This is a genomic window from Rhodoferax sp. (genome assembly GCF_018780565.1).
Classification (GTDB): Bacteria; Pseudomonadota; Gammaproteobacteria; order Burkholderiales; family Burkholderiaceae_C; genus Rhodoferax.
This window is the reverse complement of the sequence record NZ_JADMJN010000008.1, coordinates 99,715-119,302: the sequence shown is the minus strand read 5'-3', so window position 1 is coordinate 119,302 and position 19,588 is coordinate 99,715. Positions and strand designations below refer to the sequence as shown.

Below are 19,588 nucleotides of genomic sequence, written 5' to 3'. Positions count from 1 at the left end.
GCTTAGATCTCAAACTACTTATTATTGATTTGCATATATGTAATTTGATCTTTAGTATCTGCAATATAGAAACCTGCGCCTGAGCCGGCATACTCGTTGCGGCCAGGGCTGCCAGCCCGAGCAGCGCCGATTGAAAGTTTGGTTTCATTGCAGATTTCTTGAAAAAAGTTCAGACGGCGGCCAGTGCCTGCGTCAGGTCCGCCAGCAGGTCGTCAATGTGCTCAATGCCCACCGACAGTCGCACGGCGTCTTCGCTCACACCGGCTTTGGCCAGTTCGTCGGGGGCCAACTGGCGGTGCGTGGTGGAGGCCGGATGCGTGGCCAGGGATTTGGCATCGCCAATGTTGACCAGCCGGGTAAACAGGTTCAGCGCATCCAGGAAGCGCGCGCCTGCTGCCAGGCCCTCACCCTTTGCCGCCTTCACGCCAAAGGTCAACAGGCCCGAGGCCTTGCCGCCTAAGTACTTTTTAGCAAGCGCGTGGTCCGGGTGGCTGGGCAGGGCCGCGTAGTTCACCCACGCCACCTTGTCGTGCTGTTGCAGAAACTGCGCGACCTTGAGCGTGTTGTCGTTGATGCGCTCCACGCGCAGCGCCAGGGTTTCAATGCCCTGCAAAATCAAAAACGCATTGAACGGGGAAATGGCAGCACCGGTATTGCGCAGTGGCACCACGCGCGCGCGGCCAATGTAGGCGGCTGGCCCTAAGGCTTCGGTGTAGATCACACCGTGGTAGCTGGGGTCGGGCTCGTTCAGACGCTTGAACTTGGCCTTGTGTTCGGCCCACGGGAACTTGCCGCTGTCGACAATCGCGCCGCCAATGCTGGTGCCGTGACCGCCGAGGTATTTGGTGAGTGAATGCACCACGATGTCGGCCCCGTGTTCGAACGGGCGCAACAGGTAGGGCGTGGCCACCGTGTTGTCGACGATCAATGGCACGCCGTGGCGGTGGGCTATTGCCGCAATCGCCGCGATGTCAGCCACCGCGCCCTGCGGGTTGCTCAGCGACTCGATGAACACCGCCTTCGTTCTATCGTCAAACAGGCCCTCAAAACTCGCCAGATTGCGGGCGTCGGCAAAGCGCGTGGTGATGCCGAACTGCGGCAGCGTGTGGGCAAACAGGTTGTAGGTGCCGCCGTACAGCGCGGTGCTGGCGATGATGTTGTCACCGGCCTCGGCAATGGTCTGGATGGCATAGGTCACCGCCGCCTGGCCGGAGGCCAGCGCCAGCGCGGCAAGGCCGCCTTCCAGCGCCGCCACGCGCTGCTCGAGCACGTCTTGCGTGGGGTTCATGATGCGGGTGTAGATGTTGCCCGGCACCTTCAGGTCGAACAGGTCGGCGCCGTGCTGGGCGCTGTCAAAGGCGTAGGCAGCGGTCTGGTAGATCGGCACCGCCACCGCCTTGGTGGTGGGGTCGGGCGAGTAGCCGGCGTGGACGGACAGGGTTTCAAATTTCCAGGTGGTGGACATGGGCAACTCCAGAATGAAGGCAACGCGAAAGTGCGATGAACACAATTCTGGAAGTGCGACGTCAAAACCGGAACTACTGTTTTGTAGGCTTCTAATTACCAAGACATATAAACAACCCGATGTAGCCGGCGGCTGCGTTCATGCTGATGGGCATCCCTTGCCTCGGCCTGAACGGGGGGCCGGTATTCAAGCACAACGAGGCCTTCTCGTTCCAGATAGCGACCGACGACCAGGCTGAAACAGACCGGTTGTGGAGTGCGATTGTTGGCAACGGCGGACAGGAAAGCGCCTGTGGCTGGTGCAAGGACCAATGGGGACTGTCGTGGCAGATCACGCCACGCGCCCTGACGGCTGCAATCGAAGCGGCTCGACGTGGCTGATGGACTGTGTTAGTTTCAAGCTCCCGCGCCTTTTGAATGACTTTGCAATATGACATTCACTGATGCCCTGGTGTCGATGGTGTGAAGACCGTAACCATTTCCAAAGGCAAGGGCTTTCGCCTTGAGCGGGCAGGAAATCAGCTTAACCACCTTGACAGAAGGGGCCGTCATGCATGAAGAAGCAGACATCGTTGTCGTAGGAGCCGGGTCAGCGGGTTGCGTGTTGGCCGCGCGCCTGTCTGAAGACCCGAGCCGACAGGTCGTGCTCATCGAAGCCGGTGTTGAAGCGCCGTCGATACGTGTGCGCCAGCCTAACCAATGGCCCTTGCTCTGGGATGATGCTGAGAACTGGGGTTACGCCACCACGCTGCAGGCGGGCCTGGGTCTGCGCAGCATTCCCTATCCCCGGGGTAAGACTCTAGGCGGCACCAGCGCCATCAACGCAATGATCGTCATGCGTGGCGACCCCCAGGACTTCGACCACTGGCGAGACCTGGGCAACCCTGGCTGGGGATGGTCGGACGTGTTGCCTTATTTCATGCGTTTGGAGGACCATTTTCTGGGCGCCTCGGCCTTGCATGGCGTAGACGGACCATTGACGGTGTCTGCGCAGTCTTCGCCCAGCCCCATTTCTCAAGCGTTTATTCAAGCAGCCTTGGCCACGGGGCACCGCCCCAACAATGACTTCAACGGCGATCACATGGAGGGTGTGGGTCTTTACCATGTCTCCATCCGAAATGGCGAGCGTTGCAGCACGGCGGTGGCCTACCTTCGGCCGGCCATGCAACGTTCTAACTTGCGCGTCATTCAGCGAGCAAGGGCTTTGCGGATCCATTTCGAAGGGGACCGAGCTGCAGCCGTCGACATCTGGGACGGCTCCCAGCTACGGCGTATCCATGCGAACCAGGAAGTTGTCTTGAGCGCCGGAGCGATCGACACACCCAAGTTGCTCATGCTGTCTGGCGTCGGTGACCCGGCGGCGTTGCAGTCCCACGGTATCGCGGTTCGGCATGACCTGCCGGCGGTAGGCATGAACTTGTGCGACCACACCCAAACACCCACCTTGTTCGCCCTCAAGCAGCCGATGGCCGCAGCGCCGACCAGCATCCTGGCGGAGGCAGGTCTGTTCATGAAACGGACGGATGCCGTCAACAACTTCGGTGCAGACTTGCAGTTTTTCACATTCCCGCAACTGCCGCTCACGGTGGCGGCTCGTGGTAACGCGCCGGCGATGGCCATCTGTGCCCAGGCATGCCGCCCGCGTAGCCGAGGGCAGGTCCGGCTGCGATCGGCCGATCCTTTGGACATGCCGGTTATCGATCCCGGATACCTGACCCATCCGGATGATGTCGCGCTGCAGATCGAAGGCATTCGCATGGCCCGACAGATCGCAGCTGCCGAGCCTTTGGCAGCCTTGCTACACGCGGAGCTCTCCCCGGGACTTCATGCAACATCCGATGCTGCCCTGGTTGCCGCCGTTCGGGCGACCAGTGGCTGCGTGTGGCATCCTGTGGGAACCTGCCGGATGGGTTCTGGCACCGATGCAGTTGTCGACTCCGCACTCAGGGTCCACGGCCTGCGCAACTTGCGTGTAGTGGACGCTTCGGTGATGCCACAGATTACTTCAGCGAACACCAACGTACCCACCATCATGGTGGCCGAGAAAGCCGCCGACCTGCTTTTGGGCCGGTCCGCCGTTCGATGACGGTGCGCGCCAGCGAAGCGTCCGTGCGAGCCAGCCGCGTCAGAAGCCGGGCACCACCGCGCTCTTGAACTCGGCCTGCACAAACTGGCGGACCGCATCGGACTGGTAGACCTTGACCAGCTTGGCGACCCAGAGCTTGTCCTTGTCCTGCAGCACCAGCAGCACGCGCCCGCCATTGGTCGGGTCGTTGGGGATGCCGAACCTGGCGCCTTCCTTCAGGTCTTCGAGTTGGCCTAGAGTTTGGCGATCGACACTTCGGTCGATTTGACCAGTGCCACGACCTCGGAACCCACCACCAGTTCCAGCTGGTCCACCGAGCGGGTGGTGATGACGGAGGTCACGATGCCCCATGGGGTCTCGACATCGACCTCGGACACGACATCGCCGCGGATGATTTCGCGCACTTTGCCGCGGAACTGGTTGCGTACGTTGATGGCTTGAATGGACATGAATTTCTCCTTGAAAGTCCGTTGAAAAAAAGATGATTGAAGTCACTAGATCGCCCAGCGCAGACCCTGCACCGGCAGGCCCGGCCATGGGCGATCTGGCGCATCGGATGCAGGCGCGTGGGCTTCAGGGGCCGGCTTTTGCAGCACGCGATCGAGAATGCGTTTTTCCACGGCAGCAAATCCCGCATCCCCATGCGAACGGGGTCGTGCCAGGGCAATCGTCTCGTCCAGCGCAATGCGCCCGTCCTCGATCAGGATCACGCGGTCCGCCAGCGCCACGGCTTCCTGCACGTCATGCGTCACCAGCAGGGCGGTGAAGCCGCTTTTGCGCCACAGGCCCTCGATCAGCCGGTGCATCTCGATGCGGGTCAGTGCATCCAGCGCGCCCAGAGGTTCGTCCAGCAACAGCAGGCGCGGGTTGTGCACCAGGGCACGGGCGAGCGAGACGCGCTGGCGCTGGCCGCCTGACAGGCGTGCCGGCCAGTCGTTGGCGCGGTCCGCCAGGCCCACCTGTGCCAGCACGTCCAGCGCCGCGCCGCGCTGGTCCTTGGGCAAACCCAATGCCACGTTATCGATGACGCGTTTCCAGGGCAGCAGGCGCGCGTCCTGAAACATGATCCGGGTGTCGCCGGACAAGCCGCCCAGGGCGGTGTTGTCCACCTGGATGCTGCCGCCCGACGCATTCTCCAGCCCGGCCACCAGACGCAACAGCGTACTTTTGCCGCAGCCACTGCGCCCCACGATGGCGACAAACTGACCCGGCGCGATGTTCAGCTCGGCTTGGCGCAGCACCGCGCGCGCGCCATAGTGCTTGGTCAGACCCTGCAGCGTCAAAGACACGCCGCGCGGCGAAGAAAGATCGGATTCAGTGCTCAAATTGGCCTCCAGCCTTCGTTGAATATGCGTAGTTAGCTATTAATTTAGTAGCATTTGTGGACATTGCTTCGCCTATTGCCCCTGGTAACCGGGATGCCAGCGCAACCAGTAGCGTTCCAGCGCCTTGGCAAATACGTCGGCCAGCTTGCCCAGCAGGGCGTACAACAGGATGCCCACCAGCACGATGTCGGTCTGCAGGAATTCACGCGCATTCATGGTCATGTAGCCAATGCCGGCCTGCGCCGAAATGGTTTCTGCCACGATCAGGATCACCCACACCAGACCCAGTGAGAAGCGCAAGCCCACCAGAATGCTGGAGAGCGCACCAGGCAGGATGATCTGCGTGTAAAGCTGCCAGCGCGTCAGGCCATAGGTGCGTCCCATCTCGATCAGGCCGGGGTCGACATTGCGGATGCCGTGAAAAGTGTTGAGGTAGATCGGGAAGAACACCGACACCGCGATCAGGAACAGCTTGGCCGTCTCGTCAATGCCAAACCACAGAATCACCAGTGGAATCATGGCCAGCGCGGGAATGTTGCGCACCATCTGGATGGTGGAGTCCAGCAGCGTTTCGAACACGCGCACCGAGCCGGTCAACAGTCCCAGCGCCAGGCCCAGGCCCCCGCCGACGGCCAGGCCGGTCAAGGCACGCCCGGCACTCACCGACACATGGGTCCAGAGCTCGCCCGACAGGGTCAATGTCCAGGCGGCCTGGATCACTTCCAGCGGTGCTGGTAGCACCCGGGTCGATAGCCAGCCGCAGGAGGAGGCCACCTGCCAGACCACGATCAGGCTCACCGGCACGACCCAGGGCAGCAGTTGCCGCAGTGCGGCGCGCAGATCGGCCCGGATTTTGGCCCATTGCAGGTTGAGCGCAATGCCATCGCTCAGCAGGGGCCAGGGTTGTTCAGGGTGCAAGGTGGATGCCGCCAGGCCGGTCTGCAGTTCCTGGATCGGGGTGGTTGGTGTGGTCATGCTTGCTCCATCAACTTTGCGAGGCACGGGGCAGGTAGTTGTTGCCGACCACCTCGCCAAAGGGCCCGGTCAAGGGTGAGCCCGACAGCTTTTCGCGCAGGCCCAATGGCAGCAGCGGAAACACCAGCTCGGCAAAGCGGTAGGCTTCTTCCAGATGCGGATAGCCCGACAGCACAAAGGTGTCCAGCCCCAGCGCCGCGTACTCCTGAATGCGCGCCGCCACGGTTTTGGCATCACCCACCAGGGCGGTGCCCGCGCCACCGCGCACCAAGCCCACGCCAGCCCACAGGTTGGGGCTGATCTCCAGCTCGGCGCGGGCTCGGCGCTTGCCGCCTGCGTGCAGCGCGGCCATGCGGCGCTGGCCTTCCGAGTCCATGCGCGAGAAGGCGGCCTGGGCGCGAATCACGGTTTCATCGTCCACGCGGCTGATCAGTTCTTCAGCCGCTTGCCAGGCCTTGTCTTCGGTTTCGCGCACGATCACATGCAGGCGAATGCCGAACTTGACGGTACGGCCCAGTCGTGCGGCACGGGCACGAACATCGGCCACCTTTTTGGCGACTTCAGCAGGGGGCTCACCCCAGGTCAGGTAGGCATCGACCTGCTCGGCCGCCAGCTCGTGCGCGGCGGGCGAAGAGCCGCCAAAGTACACCGGCGGGTAGGGATGCTGGACCGGCGGGTACAGCAGCCTGGCGCCCTTCACGCTCAGGTGTTGGCCGTCGAAGTCAAAGCTTTCTCCGTTGTGGCTGCGCGCCAGAATCTCACGCCAGATGCGGATGAACTCGGCCGACTGTTCGTAGCGCTGTGCATGGTCCAGGAACACGCCATCGCCTTCGAGCTCGGTCTGATCGCCACCGGTCACCAGGTTGATCAGCAGACGCCCCCCTGAGAGGCGGTCGAATGTGGCGGCCATGCGCGCGGCCAGGCTGGGCTGGTGCAGGCCGGGGCGCACTGCCACCAGGAATTTCAGGCGTTGGGTGACCGGCAGCAGGCTGGAGGCGACCACCCAGGGGTCTTCGCAGGAGCGGCCGGTGGGAATCAGAACGCCCTCATAGCCCAGGCTGTCGGCGGCCTGGGCGACCTGTTTCAGGTAATCGTGATTGACCTCGCGCGCGCCTTCGCTGGTGCCAAGGTAGCGGCTGTCGCCGTGGGTGGGGATGAACCAGAATATCTTCATGAAAATCCTTGTGCGCTTGTGATGTTGTTGGGTGTCAGGGGCGGATGGCAGAGGCCAGGCGCTGGTTTTCAGGACGCCAGACGATGTCGGCCACCTTGACCGGTTTGGGAATCAGCGCCAGCCGCGCAAAGGCATCGGCCACGCGCTGCTGGTCAGCCACCATGGCGCTGGTGAGCACCGCCACTGGCGAGCGTGGACGGCGCTGCAAAAAAAGGCTCACCACCCCGGCGTCCAGACCGCTGAAGTCAGAGATCAGCTTGATGGCTTCGGGCCGGCGCTCCTGCGCAAAGCGGTCAGCCCGCGTCAGTTCCTCGAACAGCGTCTCCAGCGTTGCAGGATGGTGCCTGGCAAGCGCGAGAGAGGCCAGGTAAAAGGAGTTGTTGCCCGACAGGCCAGTGCCCGTGGTCAGCACACGCGGCTGGATCGCCAGCTCGGTGGCTGCATAGAACGGGTCCCAAATAGCCCAGGCATCGACGCTTTTTCGCTCGAACGCCGCGCGCGCATCGGCGGGCGCGAGATAGATCGGCTGGATGTCGGACCATTGCAGACCGGCCTTGTCCACGGCACGCACCAGCAGGTAGTGCGCACTCGATCCTTTTTGCAGCGCGATCTTGCGGCCCTTGAGCTCGGCCAGCGTGCGAATGGACGAGTCCTTCAGCACCAGGATGGCCGAGCTTTCGGGCTTGGACGGTTCGGCCCCTGCGTAAACCAGGTCCTTGCCGGCAGCCTGGGCAAAGACCGGGGGGGAGTCGCCGGTCAGGCCGAACTCCAGGCTACCGACTGCCAGTGCCTCCAGCAACTGCGGTCCGGCCGGAAACTCGACCCACTGGACTTTGGTTTGCGGGAAGCGTTTTTCCAGTGCGCCCTGTTGCTTGAGAATCACCAGATTGACGGCGGACTTCTGGTAGCCGATGCGCAGCAGTTCCGGGGCCTTGCCCGATGGGGCGCCCTGCGCCCAGGCGCTGCGTGCGGTGATGGGGCCTGTCAGGCCCCAGACACCGGCGGTGACGGACAGCAAGCGCAGAAGCTCACGCCGTGTACCTTTCAAGGTGGCTTGCAAGTGAGTCATATTCGTTCTCCGGCTTGAGCGTTCAGCCCAGGTCCACAGGCGCTGCGTGCAGCAGGTTGAGCTTTTTCGGGATCAGCTTGAGCTCAAAAAAGGTGTCGGCAATCACCTGCTGTTCGGCCAGGATGGCGCGCGTGACCGGTGCGGTGCCGTAGGTCGTGCGACTCAGGTACAGCTCGGTGATGCTCTTGTCCAGTCCCAGGACCGTGGACAGTTCGCTCGCCGCAGTGGCCTGGTTCTTCGAGGCCCAGGTGTCAATGGCGTTGATTTCCTCGATGGCGATCTTCAGCACGTCGGTGTTTTTGGTGGCGAAGTCGCGCGAGGTGAAGTAGTAGCCCCGGTTGTTCACCACCCCGCTGGCGTCGGCCAGCAGGCGTGCGTCCAGTGTTTTTTGCGCCGCGGCGAAGAAGGGGTCCCAGATGATCCAGGCATCCACGGCACCTTTCTGGAAGGCAGCGCGTGCATCGGGCGGGGGCAAAAAGATGGACTGCACATCGCCGTATTTCAGGCCGTGTTTTTCCAGCAGCTTGACCAGAAAGTACTGCACGTTGGAGCCCTTGTTGTAGGCGACCCGCTTGCCTTTGAGGTCGGCCACGGTTTTGATACCGGAGTCTTTGGGCACGATGATGGCCTCAAGCCTGGGCCGCGGCACGGTGGCGCCGGCATACACCAGGGGCGCGCCAGCGGCCTGGGCAAAGATCGGGGGCGCCTCGCCCACGTCGCCAAAGTCAATGGCGCCGACGTTGAGCGCTTCGAGTTGCACCGGGCCGGCGTTGAATTCGGTCCAGGTGATGCTCACGCCCAGCGTACTGAGGCGCTTTTCCAGCGTGCCGCGACCTTTGAGAATCGACAGCCAGCCCTTTTGGTGGCCGATGCGCAGCACGCGCCTGGGCGTCTGTGCCAGTGCCAGTCCGGTGGAGCTTAGCGCGGTGGCGGCCGCAGCAGCGGCAAGAATCTGGCGGCGGTTGAATGTAGAAATATGTGTCATGGCAATGTCTTTCGTGGTCCGCGGGCAAGGCTTGTCCCTTGCCGCAAGCGCGGTTTAAAAAATGGGTAAAGAGGGAGTCCGCCGTGTTCAGGCGGGCGGTGGTGCTTACACGCTACATCGCACTTGCGAGAACGGCACGGACGTCAACTGATGGGCGGGTGTCAGCACCGGACGCAGGGTTTCGGTGATCAGGGTATTCACCGCTGCATCGAGCCGCACACCAATCTCATCGCTGACCTGGTAAGTGCCTTCGGGCGTGAGCGTCACTTGCGAGTCCGTGGCATAGATGCCCGGCAGGATCTGCTTGGCCCCCAGGGACTGCAAGACGGGACGCAGGGCATAGTCCAGTGCCAGCATATGGTGCGGACTGCCGCCCGTGGCCAGGGGCAGCACGGTCTTGCCTTCCAGCGCGGTTTGCGGCAGCAGGTCCAGAAAGACCTTGAGCACGCCGCTGTAAGCCGCCTTGTAAACCGGAGTGGCCACCACCAGCACATCGGCTGCCGCGACGCGTCCGATGGCGTGGCTGATGCTTCGGTTTCCGAAGTCCGCCAGTATCAAGGCCTGGGGTGACAGGTCCCGGATTTGCAGACGCTCCACGTGGGCGCCGCGCTGGTGCAGGCGCTGCTGCACCGCGTCCAGCAACGCTGCAGAGCGTGATTTTTCCGACGGGCTACCCGCGACAAGCAAGACAGTCATGTTTTTCTCCCTGGTGGATCGGTGTGTGACAGCGGTGGTGTTTACTTCTTCAGGTAGATCTGGTCAAAGCTGCCGCCGTCCGCAAAATGGTCTTTGTCGGCTTTGGCCCAGCCGCCGAAGGCCTGGTCGATGCTGAACAGGTTGAGCTTGGGCAACTTGGCGGCGTACTTGGCCTGCGCCTTGGGGGAGATCGGGCGGTAGAAGTTCTTGCCGGCGATGTCCTGGCCTTCATCGGTGTACAGGTACTCCAGATAGGCCTGTGCCACGGCGCGGGTGCCCTTGCGCTCCACGTTCTTGTCGACCACGGTCACAGGCGGCTCGGCCAGAATGCTCAGCGACGGGTAAACAATGTCCACCTTGCTGCTGAACTCCTTCTCCAGCAAATGGGCCTCGTTTTCCCAGGAGATGAAGACATCGCCCTGGTTGCGTTGGGCGAAGGTGATCGACGAGCCGCGTGCCCCGGTGTCCAGTATGGGGACGTTCTTGTACAGGGCCTGCACGAATTCTTTCGCCCGGGCTTCGCTGCCGAATTTGCGTTTGGCAAATTCCCAGGCGGCCAGGTAGTTCCAGCGTGCGCCGCCGGAGGTCTTGGGGTTGGGCGTGATGACGCTCACCCCCGGTTTGATCAGGTCATCCCAATCCTTGATGCCCTTGGGGTTGCCCTGGCGCACCACCAGCACGATGGTGGAGGTGTAGGGCGCCGAGTTGTGGGGGAGGCGTTTTTGCCAGTCGGCGGGGACCAGGTTGCCGTTCTTGACCAGCGCGTCCACGTCGCCCCCTAAGGCCAGGGTCACCACGTCGGCGTCCAGCCCATCGATCACCGAGCGGGCCTGCTTGCCCGAGCCGCCATGCGATTGCTTGATGGTCACATCCTGGCCGGTCTTGGCCTTCCAGTGTTTGGTGAAGGCGGCGTTGAACTCGACGTAGAGTTCACGCGTGGGGTCATAGGACACATTGAGCAGGGACACTGCCTGCTGCGCGGTCGAGGTGAGCGCTGCGCCCAGCAGGGCGATGCCCAGGGCGGCCTTGAAAGTGGACGACAAAATGTGACGGCGTATGGTCATGTTCAACTCCTGAAATTCAAACTGAAAATTGCGATGAAGTGAATTCTGGGAGGCATCACTTAAAACTGGAACTACTGAGTTTTCAGTTTTAAATAACCGAATGATCTATAGGCGAGGCCTGAAGAGACTTGGCGTGGTGGATCTCTCTCTAAAATTCACCAAGCTGCGCGCCTGGCGCCGTGTCCGTTTCCACCCCTCGAATGAGATACCCCATGACCTACAACACCCTGGACTACACCGTTGACGCTGACGGTGTGCTGTTGCTCAAGCTCAACCGTCCCGAGCAGCTCAATTCCTTCACCGTGGAGATGGCGCATGAGTTGATCGACGCCTTCACGCGCGCCAGCAACGACGATGCCGTGCGCGCGGTGGTGGTCACCGGTGCCGGCAAGGCCTTTTGCGCGGGCATGGATTTGTCAAGCGAAGGCAATGTGTTCGGTCTGGACGAAACCCAGCAGCCGACCCTGGACGACCTGCGTTTGCGCCTGGACGACCCCGCCATTCGCGATGGTGTGCGCGACACCGGTGGGCGTGTGGTGCTGGCCATCTACGATTGCAAGAAGCCGGTGATTGGCGCCATCAACGGCGCTGCCGTCGGCATTGGCGCCACCATGACCTTGCCCATGGACATTCGCCTGGCCTCGGAAAAAGCCCGTATCGGATTTGTGTTCGGCCGCATCGGCATCGTGCCCGAAGCCTGTTCGAGCTGGTTTTTGCCCCGCGTGGTCGGCATCTCGCAGGCGCTGGAGTGGACCTACATGGCCGATGTGTTCGACGCCCAGGAAGCCCTGCGCGGTCGCCTGGTCAAGGCCGTGGTGCCGGCGGAGCAATTGGTCGAAGAGGCCCTGAAGATCGCCCGGCGCATTGCCAAAGAGCGCTCACCCGTTGGCATCGCCCTGACACGGCAGATGATGTACCGCAACTCGGCGCAGCCGCATCCGATAGCCGCGCACCAGGTGGACTCGCTGGCCATGTTCTACACCAGCATCGGCGACGGCAAGGAGGGTGTGCAGGCCTTCCGGGAAAAGCGCGATGCCGCTTTCAAGGGCAAGGCTTCTGAGATGCCGTCGTTCTATCCCTGGTGGGCGTGAGGGGCAGGCCTGAAGGAGCATAAATCATCCGAAACCGTTTGCAATCAATCCAGACCTGTAGATTGAATTGGGATCAAGGGCATTGTCAATGAGCCACATTGTCCCGTTTCAAGACTTTAACTCCTGTCAAAACGATGATTCGTAAGTCTAGCCAGAATGACTGCCTATGAAGGTACTCAACATCCATTGCCACTTTTGTGGGAATCGGCAATTCATCGCGGCCATTGATCTGAGCCCATCCGGTCAAGCCTGGACGTAGCTTATGTACGCCGTGATGGGTTCTTAATTCAATCAGATCGTACTGGTTAAACAGTGCGGGCCGGGGCCCGACAAAACTCATCTCGCCTTTTAGAATACTCCAAAGTTGGGGCAATTCATCTAAGCTGCTCTTACGTAAGAAACTACCGATCGGTGTCAGATAACTGTCGGGATTACTTAATAAATGTGTCGCAACTGCGGGTGTGCCTATTCGCATACTACGGAACTTGGGCATTCTAAAAATCAAGTTCTCACGCCCGATCCGATCGGACCAATACAAAACTGGACCCCGGGATGTAAGACGTACCAATAGAGCGACCAACACTATAGGTACTAGCAGGAATGGGCCCAACACGCCCACTAGCGCCAGATCGAACAGTCTCTTCATGTGTTCACCAATCGTTTGACCGTTCGAAGCAAGCCCTCGTGCACCGAAATTGGAGGCGCCCAACCTAAAAGTTTGTTGGCTTTGGAAATATCCACTTGTAAATTGCCGCACAGACGTTGAATGGCCCTGGTTTTGCCCAGCACGGCAGCCCCCGCTCGCAGGGTCCACGTTGGTACTGGGATCAAGCGGGCGGTGACTCCGGCCGCCCGTGCGATTTCTTGAATCAATTCAGTTATGGAGAGGTCGTGGCCATCACTCACTAAAAAGGTCTGATTGGCTGCCAGCGGATGATCCATGCAAGTCACAATGAAATCTACCAAATTTTCCAACGCAACCAGACTGCGCTGATTGTGTACCGCTCCTAGAGGTAGGGGCCAGCCGCGCTGTACCGTCCGCAAAAGTGCCGCAAAATTGGCTTTTACGTTAGGACCATACACCAGCGGTGGCCGAATGATGACGATTTGCATGCCCGTTTCCAGACCGAGTTTTATCAAACCCACCTCCGCTTCGCTCTTGCTCAGGCCATAAGCATCTTCTGGCTTCGGGACATCCGTTTCGGTAAATCCTTGGCCTGGCTTTGTGCTCTCACCATTCACCTTGACTGAGCTCAAAAACACAAAACGTTTCACACCTGCAGCCGCAGCCTGACTGGCTAAGTGCAGGGTGCCCTCCACATTGGTTTTGCGAAATGCTGCAAGCGGATCCCCGGCAGTGTCATGCATTACGTGTACACGGGCGGCGAGATGAACGACAACCTCAATGCTACGTAAGGCTGATCGCCAATCGGTTACGGCGTTGAGGTCGCCAACGATGACGGATTCGCACATCAGGCCACTTGCCTCTGTCCGGACCGCAGCGCGAACATCCCGATCCAAGGCCTTCAGAGTTGCCGTCAGGTGTTGCCCGACAAACCCTGAGGCCCCTGTCACCAGTACGCGCGCATTCACGGCCACATACTCCAGCCCTCGCTAATATCAAGGTTCATCTGGTACACATTTCATCGTAAACGGCGAGGGTCTCCTGTGCCACCTTAGTATCGGAAAACTCCGCTTCGACCAAGTGCCGACCTGCTGTTCCCATCCTCTGTCTTAGGTCGGGGTTGCCAAGTAATAATTCGATGGCGTCAGCGAGCAGTGCTGCGTTGCGTGGCGGGACAAGCAAGCCGGTTTTGCCGTGATGCACAATCTCACGACAACCCGGTACATCGGTTGCAATGAGGGCACGTGAACACGCGGCGGCTTCAAGCAATACCTTGGGCAGTCCTTCGCGGTAAGAGGGCAAGCAAACGATGTGGGCTTTTGCGAAAGCAGCAGGCATGTCGTTGCAGCGCCCCCAGCACTCAACCACCCCACTGTCAGTCCATGCTTGCAATTGTTCATCCGAGATCGATGCTGGGTTATCACCATCGCCATCGCCCACGAGAACAAAACGTGCCGAAACAATGCCGCGTGCGCGCAGCATACTGACCGCGGCGACAAATTCTCCGACACCTTTATCCCAAAGCATGCGCGACGGTAGCATGACCAGCGGCGTACCTTCGCGCTCATGCGATGCCCTAAATCGTTGTATATCGACACCTGACCCTCGAATTAGCCGAACCCGTGATGACGCAACGAGGCCGTTCGTAACCAGAAGTGCTGCGTCGTCGCGATTCTGCAGGATCAGCACATTGCGACCGGCATTGAGCAAGACTTTGAAAACCTGCGAGACGACGGCGCGAAGTAGGGTTGCAGAGCGTTGACTGGATGTGAAAAGAAAACCCATTCCGGCGAGAGCGTTGACCACGACCGGCCGATGAGCGATTAGTGCTGCTAGGGAGCCGTAGAGCACAGGCTTCAGCGCAACATGATGAACGATATCGGGGCGTTCGCGCCAGTAGAGTTGCACAATCTCAGCGATGGCGCCTAATTCACGAAAGGGGTTTCGGCTCTTGCGGCGTAAGCCAATTGGCACTAGCTTGAACCCTTGGTCCAAGATCTCAGCACCCTTTCGTTCGACCCGCGTAGCGACAACAATATCGTATCCTGCAGCCTGCGCTGCACGCGCCGGGGGCAAACGATGTGAACAAAAGTACCAATCTTCTGTAACAAGAAAAAGTAGCTTCTTGCGCCCTTTTGCTGAGTGTTTGGGAATCATGATGCCATCCGCAGTGTTCCTGGCGTTTTAGTCAGGTCGCCTTGGGACTCCAGCCATGCTTGAAACATCAAAATGTTCCATAGCTGATGTTGCCAATTCCGGTAACCCGACAGATGCTCCTCCCACTTTTGCCGAATTTGTGCCGGATGAAAGTATCCTTCTTTCACAAGTCGCGATTCGTCTAGCAATGCTTCGGCCCATGTGCGCAAAGGTCCTCGAAGCCAAGCATCTATCGGCACGCCGAACCCCACTTTGGGTCGTTCAATCAGTTCACGAGGGACGTGTCGATGAAGTACTTGCCGCAATAGCCACTTGCTTTGGCCCTCCCGCATCTTCATTCCTAGCGGCAAGCGCCACGCCCATTCGACCACGCGGTGATCAAGAAATGGGACGCGTGTCTCCAAGGATGCACCCATGGCGGCGCGATCTACCTTCGTGAGGATGTCGTCGGGCAAATAGGTGAGCAAGTCCAGCGCCATCATTCGTTCTACGTCGCTAAGCCCGTTCAATGCTGGCGTATTGCCATGGAGAAGTGTTGATGGTTCAGGGCCACCAATAACAACCGACGAGGGATCTTGCCACTGGGAAACAAGACCTAAGTACAGATCATCGGCCGACTCACTTGCAATTACCCCTGCCCCTTTGTGCAGCTTGTCACCAAGTTGTGCGATGCGCAATGCCTTTGGCAAAAAAGAATCTGCAGCGTTCGCCATCCAATTCCAGGCATCGGGTGAAACACTCGTTATCGCCAACGCCAGTAACCTGCGCGCTGGTAGTGGCACAAATGAAAGCTTGCGCCAGAGCTTTTGCGTGAGCTGGTATCGGTTGTAGCCACAAAACAGCTCATCGCCGCCATCTCCCGAAAGTGATACCGTCACATGATGGCGTGCCAGTTGAGAAACAAGAAATGTCGGGATCTGAGATGAATCAGCAAATGGCTCATCGTACAACGCAGGCAATCGTTCAATAATTGCCAATGCTTCCTGGGCCGTCACATAGTGCTCGGTGTGTTCGGTACCCAAGTGTTTCGCTACAGCCATGGCATGTTCAGCTTCGTTGTACCCTTGTTCGTGGAATCCAATGGTAAAAGTTTTTACCGGTCGCGAGGATTGTGTCTGCATCAAAGCCACAATGGTGGACGAGTCTACCCCGCCCGATAAGAAGGCCCCAAGCGGTACGTCCGCAACCATTTGTTGACCCACGGCATTCCTGAGCAGGACTTCAAGCTCGTCCACCGCGTGTTCAATTGGGCCCGCATAACAATTTGCAACCCCGTTTTCTGCCACTGCTGTAGCGGACCAATAGCGGGATATGGCCGACTCGCGCTGCTGCCGTGAAACAACCAACAGGCTGCCAGGGGGCAGTTTTGCGATGCCCGCATAAATTGAATAGGGGGCAGGAATATAGCCGTGCCGCAGGAAAAGACTTAGTGAGCCACGGTCGATCGTGGCCGTGAATGCGGGATGCCCGCGCATTGCCTTGAGTTCGGAGCCGAACAAAAATGTGTCGCCTTGCCAGCCATAGTACAAAGGCTTTTCACCGAGCCTATCGCGACCTAACGTTAGGGTGCTTGTTTCTCGATCCCAAAGCGCAAAGGCGAACATGCCAACGCTCATCGCGACAGTCGCTTCCACGCCGAGCTTCTCAAAACCCGTCAGCAACGTCTCGGTATCCGAATGACCGCGCCAAGTATGCATGCCAGAAGGCAACGCATTAATGCTATTTCTAATGTCGTGGTGATTGTAGATTTCCCCATTAAAAACGATGACAAAACGCCCACGAGGCGACTGCATGGGCTGATGACCCGCTTCGGACAAATCAAGAACCGATAAGCGACGGTGAGCCAACCCTACACCAGCAACGTCGTCGTGCCAGTAGCCGGCTGCATCTGGCCCCCTATGGGTGATGGGCGCTGCCATTGCCCTTAGTAGACGATCCGCAGAGTCGGATTGCCTGAAGGAAAGAAAGCCCGCCAATCCACACATCAGTGCTTAGCCCTGGGAATGGTTGGGGGTTGAATCAAGAGACTGGATCCATCGCGGAGTGATTTTTGCAAGCTGCAGAATGCCAGCCATACCGATGCTCACAAAAATCATAAGAAATGGGAATCGCATCCGATACAGCGTGCCCACGTTGGCCACGGTCAGGCCCATGAGCAGCATGATTCCGAAAGCGAAGGAGACAGGAATGAGCAGGCTAACTTTCCAACGCTTGTAGCTGATTAGCCAGTAAAACAGGCCAACATAGGCAATGTAACAATAGAACATCTCCACCGCCGAAATGTATATCTCCACAGGACTTGAATTGCGTTTCTCAACATTTAGCCAGCTCGTAGGGAACGGCGCAAACAATGCAATCTGAACGGCCCGTGGAATGTAGTTAATCAAATCTTCGTTCTTACAAAAGTCGACGTTTTTGTCAATATTGCTTGCAGCAGTCGTTCCGCCGGAACTGGTGAAACCCGCGCGGGCGACAGCAATCTTGAGGAACGCCCTATTCACCATGTTTTCGAAGAAGGCCCCGTCTTTGAGTATGACAACAGGGCGACATTCAATGACAGCATTGACTCGTAATGCGCTGGCAGCTTTTGCAGTATCTGAGAATACATAAGCCGCATCTGCACTGCGAACGTCTGCGTTGGATTTCCAGCTAAAAACCGGAATAGTGATATCGCTCACTTTGCCGTTGGCTGAAATTGGTCGCAGCTTCATGTCCAGCTGGTTGATGCTCATTAGGTACACGGAAAGATTGAGCACTATGAGAATGGCAAGCGATCCAAGGTTGAACCTGAGTGAGACACGATCCGGCACCTGTGATCTTGCCGTGTTAGTCATGAAAATCTGCCAAGCAATTCTAGCGACATGCCAGAATAGCAAGAGCATTCCAAAGCCCAAAAATGGGTACATGAAATAGGGACGGAACACTGACACAACGACAAGCGCAAGCGCATTGGCCACAAGCATTGGAAGGATGTATTTAGGCTTTCGCTCCGAATGCAGTAAGCCAACCCAGCTCCAAAGTATGACGAGCACGCCCGCCGTACAAAAAACATCCTTGTGAATTTGTCCATACTGCAGCAAAGCCGACGGGAATACTAGGTAAGGAAGCATTGCAATGAGGGCTTCGTTCTCCTCCAAATCAAGATGCAAAAGCAATGAAAAGAGGGCCACTCCGCCTGTGGCGAACATCACGGCATTGAGTGGCAGAAGCACCCAAGGGTACGGACCGAACACTACGTAGAAAAATGAGGCGACGCCGGTGATGGAGTTGTCGCCGTCAGGCCTCAATAGAAATTCCCCCCATCCACCCAGAATAACTTTCTGGGCATGCACAACAGCCTGCTCATGAAAGCCCACCCAATCACGCCCAATAAGCAAGCCATTTCCCGCATGCAACTGCGGGAAAATATGCGGAAGGATCAAGACCTGAAGAGCAAGCCCTGCGAACAGTGCATATAAGAATAGGACAACCCAAACTTTGAGAGTGAGAAGCCGCGCTTTGTGATTCAGTGCATTCAACGACAACGCTCCACCGCCCTACCGGCCGCTTCAGTAAATTTAAGGCAGTCAGCAATTCCAATTCGCCCAACCAAGTTGAATGGGAGGTGCAGGTGCACAAGAGTCACGACTTTCAAATCTTTCACCTTTCAGACAGCGGGGCTTGTCCTTCGCTGCGGAGCTATGTACTCAATGGATTTTAACGAACTAAGCAATGGAACCAGGAGTGAGTGCAAGTCCGTTCTACACTAACATTCTCAAAAACTGCACCCGCTTCAATCTCCGGCAAAGAGATTCTGCTGGCCGAAGGAAAAGCCAATCGAGGAAAAAACTGTGTCCCAGCGAGCCAGCAGACTCGCCTCGGAAAACTCGCTGTCAGCGTATGCCCTGCCCAAGGTACCGGCCTGGCGGCGGGCAGCCTCATCGCCAAGAAGCTGCTCAATCATGATCAACCAGCCAGCTTGATCGATTGCTGTGTAATTCAGCCCCGCCGCCCGCATGGCGCGCGCATACGCTGGCGAGGCAGACGTCACGACCGGCATAGCCATGCGCCAGAAGAGAAGCAGTTTATTCTCCGGCTTGCCAGCAGCAAAGGGATCGATCAAAGACAAGGGTATCACCGCCAAATCGCACGAACAAATGATGTCAGCACAATCCGCTTCCGTCCATTCGTGAAACCGCACTTCAGGCAAGAAGCGTTGCACCGTCTCGATTGTGCTGGCCTTTCCATATTGCCCCATATACCGAAAGTACTCTCTATCTGTGACAATGTGCATTTCTATCGGGTACTGCTCGCGCAACTTTTCCAAGACTGGTGCTATTAGCTCCAGTGAACCGAGAGTGTGGGGCAGGCCTTCCCAGACAAGCCGAAAAGGTCGATCTGACTCAACACTGTAGTCGACTTTGATCGTGCGCGTTACGCTTGTGTGTGCATCCAGAATAATATGAGCATTCGTGCAATACTTCTGAATGTCTCGCCGCTGCTCTTCTGTGGAACACACTACGGCATCAGCACGTGCGCACATCCCACTTATGGCCTTCCAGTAATCAAGCTGTAGATATCGGCTTTGTCCAGACAAAAATTTGAACACACCTCGGAATAGCCCCTTGAAATCCGTACGCGGGATCGCGAGATAGGAATCAATAAGGTCATACACTACTTTCCCCTTCGCATAACGGCTCCATCGGCTGATGTCGGCGCGCGCCGACAGTACGACCAGATCGTAGTCCTTCTCCGGATCCGCTATCTCAAACTCAATACCTCGTTTTTTGGCGTAAAAAACGAAGCGGCGTCGATCTCCTGGCCGATCTAGCGAATCGCTATATGGCACATAACCAATGCGTAAGCCGGAAAGACCGTCAGCAAGTGAAGACTCCATC

General features: G+C 58.5%; 17 protein-coding genes and 2 pseudogenes. 3 read left to right on the top strand and 16 right to left on the bottom strand.

Features of this window, described 5'->3' with window-relative positions:
- Positions 1–169: 169 nt before the first annotated feature.
- Positions 170–1,465: an aminotransferase class I/II-fold pyridoxal phosphate-dependent enzyme gene (locus tag IV109_RS12320; protein WP_296696811.1), complete on the bottom strand. Its 1,296-nt coding sequence runs from the start codon at positions 1,463–1,465 to the stop codon at positions 170–172.
- A 143-nt stretch (positions 1,466–1,608) separates the two neighbouring features.
- Between IV109_RS12320 and IV109_RS12315 the strand changes: the two are divergent.
- A pseudogene (locus IV109_RS12315) lies at positions 1,609–1,824 on the top strand (VOC family protein); the annotation flags it as partial.
- A gap of 190 nt (positions 1,825–2,014) precedes the next feature.
- Positions 2,015–3,550, top strand: coding sequence for a GMC family oxidoreductase N-terminal domain-containing protein (locus IV109_RS12310; protein ID WP_296696809.1), 1,536 nt, complete (start codon positions 2,015–2,017; stop codon positions 3,548–3,550).
- A gap of 39 nt (positions 3,551–3,589) precedes the next feature.
- Here the strand turns inward: IV109_RS12310 and IV109_RS12305 are convergent.
- From IV109_RS12305 to IV109_RS12265, 9 genes and pseudogenes are all read right to left on the bottom strand, one after another.
- Positions 3,590–3,793: pseudogene (locus tag IV109_RS12305) on the bottom strand (hypothetical protein); the annotation flags it as partial.
- Positions 3,784–3,999, bottom strand: a complete 216-nt coding sequence (locus IV109_RS12300) for a TOBE domain-containing protein (protein WP_296696807.1) — start codon at positions 3,997–3,999, stop codon at positions 3,784–3,786. The gene IV109_RS12300 and the pseudogene IV109_RS12305, both read right to left, overlap by 10 nt.
- Positions 4,000–4,044: 45 nt before the next feature.
- A complete protein-coding gene (locus tag IV109_RS12295) occupies positions 4,045–4,875 on the bottom strand; it encodes an ATP-binding cassette domain-containing protein (protein ID WP_296696805.1) in 831 nt (276 codons plus the stop codon).
- A gap of 72 nt (positions 4,876–4,947) precedes the next feature.
- Positions 4,948–5,850 (bottom strand): aliphatic sulfonate ABC transporter permease SsuC, encoded by a 903-nt coding sequence (ssuC, locus tag IV109_RS12290; protein ID WP_296696803.1) that lies wholly within the window; start codon positions 5,848–5,850, stop codon positions 4,948–4,950.
- A gap of 10 nt (positions 5,851–5,860) precedes the next feature.
- On the bottom strand, positions 5,861–7,024 hold the full coding sequence (ssuD, locus tag IV109_RS12285; protein WP_296696801.1) for an FMNH2-dependent alkanesulfonate monooxygenase: 1,164 nt from the start codon (positions 7,022–7,024) through the stop codon (positions 5,861–5,863).
- A 34-nt stretch (positions 7,025–7,058) separates the two neighbouring features.
- Entirely contained in the window at positions 7,059–8,093 is a 1,035-nt protein-coding gene (locus IV109_RS12280) for a sulfonate ABC transporter substrate-binding protein (RefSeq protein ID WP_296696799.1), read from the bottom strand.
- Between the two features lie 22 nt (positions 8,094–8,115).
- The gene (locus tag IV109_RS12275) at positions 8,116–9,078 is read right to left on the bottom strand and encodes a sulfonate ABC transporter substrate-binding protein (protein WP_296696796.1); all 963 of its coding nucleotides are present in this window, start codon (positions 9,076–9,078) and stop codon (positions 8,116–8,118) included.
- 105 nt (positions 9,079–9,183) lie between these two features.
- On the bottom strand, positions 9,184–9,774 hold the full coding sequence (gene ssuE, locus IV109_RS12270; protein ID WP_296696795.1) for an NADPH-dependent FMN reductase: 591 nt from the start codon (positions 9,772–9,774) through the stop codon (positions 9,184–9,186).
- Positions 9,775–9,815: 41 nt separating this feature from the next.
- Complete coding sequence (locus IV109_RS12265) at positions 9,816–10,838, bottom strand: sulfate ABC transporter substrate-binding protein (RefSeq protein WP_296696792.1); 1,023 nt, start codon at positions 10,836–10,838, stop codon at positions 9,816–9,818.
- Between the two features lie 212 nt (positions 10,839–11,050).
- Between IV109_RS12265 and IV109_RS12260 the strand changes: the two genes are divergently transcribed.
- Entirely contained in the window at positions 11,051–11,929 is an 879-nt protein-coding gene (locus IV109_RS12260; protein WP_296696791.1) for a crotonase/enoyl-CoA hydratase family protein, read from the top strand.
- A gap of 85 nt (positions 11,930–12,014) precedes the next feature.
- Here IV109_RS12260 and IV109_RS12255 read toward each other — a convergent pair whose 3' ends face one another.
- The 6 genes from IV109_RS12255 to IV109_RS12230 form a co-directional block, all read right to left on the bottom strand.
- On the bottom strand, positions 12,015–12,575 hold the full coding sequence (locus IV109_RS12255) for a sugar transferase (protein WP_296696789.1): 561 nt from the start codon (positions 12,573–12,575) through the stop codon (positions 12,015–12,017).
- The gene (locus IV109_RS12250) at positions 12,572–13,522 is read right to left on the bottom strand and encodes an SDR family oxidoreductase (protein WP_296696787.1); all 951 of its coding nucleotides are present in this window, start codon (positions 13,520–13,522) and stop codon (positions 12,572–12,574) included. The genes IV109_RS12255 and IV109_RS12250 overlap by 4 nt, the downstream gene beginning before the upstream one ends.
- Before the next feature lie 34 nt (positions 13,523–13,556).
- Positions 13,557–14,711 carry a glycosyltransferase family 4 protein gene (locus IV109_RS12245; RefSeq protein WP_296696784.1) on the bottom strand — a complete coding sequence of 385 codons (1,155 nt, stop codon included), beginning with the start codon at positions 14,709–14,711 and terminating at the stop codon, positions 13,557–13,559.
- Positions 14,708–16,696, bottom strand: coding sequence for an asparagine synthase (glutamine-hydrolyzing) (asnB, locus tag IV109_RS12240; protein ID WP_296696781.1), 1,989 nt, complete (start codon positions 16,694–16,696; stop codon positions 14,708–14,710). Before asnB ends, IV109_RS12245 begins: the two co-directional genes overlap by 4 nt.
- 6 nt (positions 16,697–16,702) lie before the next feature.
- Positions 16,703–18,229, bottom strand: coding sequence for a hypothetical protein (locus IV109_RS12235; RefSeq protein WP_296696778.1), 1,527 nt, complete (start codon positions 18,227–18,229; stop codon positions 16,703–16,705).
- Positions 18,230–18,483: 254 nt separating this feature from the next.
- Positions 18,484–19,587, bottom strand: coding sequence for a hypothetical protein (locus tag IV109_RS12230; protein WP_296696776.1), 1,104 nt, complete (start codon positions 19,585–19,587; stop codon positions 18,484–18,486).
- Position 19,588 lies beyond the last annotated feature (1 nt).

Coding starts and splice junctions, on each gene's coding strand:
- IV109_RS12310 (WP_296696809.1), top strand. CDS start 2,015: ATGCATGAAGAAGCAGACATCGTTGTCGTAGGAGCCGGGTCAGCGGGT.
- IV109_RS12255 (WP_296696789.1), bottom strand. CDS start 12,575: ATGAAGAGACTGTTCGATCTGGCGCTAGTGGGCGTGTTGGGCCCATTC.
- IV109_RS12230 (WP_296696776.1), bottom strand. CDS start 19,587: ATGGAGTCTTCACTTGCTGACGGTCTTTCCGGCTTACGCATTGGTTAT.
- IV109_RS12280 (WP_296696799.1), bottom strand. CDS start 8,093: ATGACTCACTTGCAAGCCACCTTGAAAGGTACACGGCGTGAGCTTCTG.
- IV109_RS12260 (WP_296696791.1), top strand. CDS start 11,051: ATGACCTACAACACCCTGGACTACACCGTTGACGCTGACGGTGTGCTG.
- IV109_RS12300 (WP_296696807.1), bottom strand. CDS start 3,999: ATGTCCATTCAAGCCATCAACGTACGCAACCAGTTCCGCGGCAAAGTG.
- ssuC (WP_296696803.1), bottom strand. CDS start 5,850: ATGACCACACCAACCACCCCGATCCAGGAACTGCAGACCGGCCTGGCG.
- IV109_RS12275 (WP_296696796.1), bottom strand. CDS start 9,078: ATGACACATATTTCTACATTCAACCGCCGCCAGATTCTTGCCGCTGCT.
- ssuE (WP_296696795.1), bottom strand. CDS start 9,774: ATGACTGTCTTGCTTGTCGCGGGTAGCCCGTCGGAAAAATCACGCTCT.
- ssuD (WP_296696801.1), bottom strand. CDS start 7,024: ATGAAGATATTCTGGTTCATCCCCACCCACGGCGACAGCCGCTACCTT.
- IV109_RS12320 (WP_296696811.1), bottom strand. CDS start 1,465: ATGTCCACCACCTGGAAATTTGAAACCCTGTCCGTCCACGCCGGCTAC.
- IV109_RS12245 (WP_296696784.1), bottom strand. CDS start 14,711: ATGATTCCCAAACACTCAGCAAAAGGGCGCAAGAAGCTACTTTTTCTT.
- asnB (WP_296696781.1), bottom strand. CDS start 16,696: ATGTGTGGATTGGCGGGCTTTCTTTCCTTCAGGCAATCCGACTCTGCG.
- IV109_RS12265 (WP_296696792.1), bottom strand. CDS start 10,838: ATGACCATACGCCGTCACATTTTGTCGTCCACTTTCAAGGCCGCCCTG.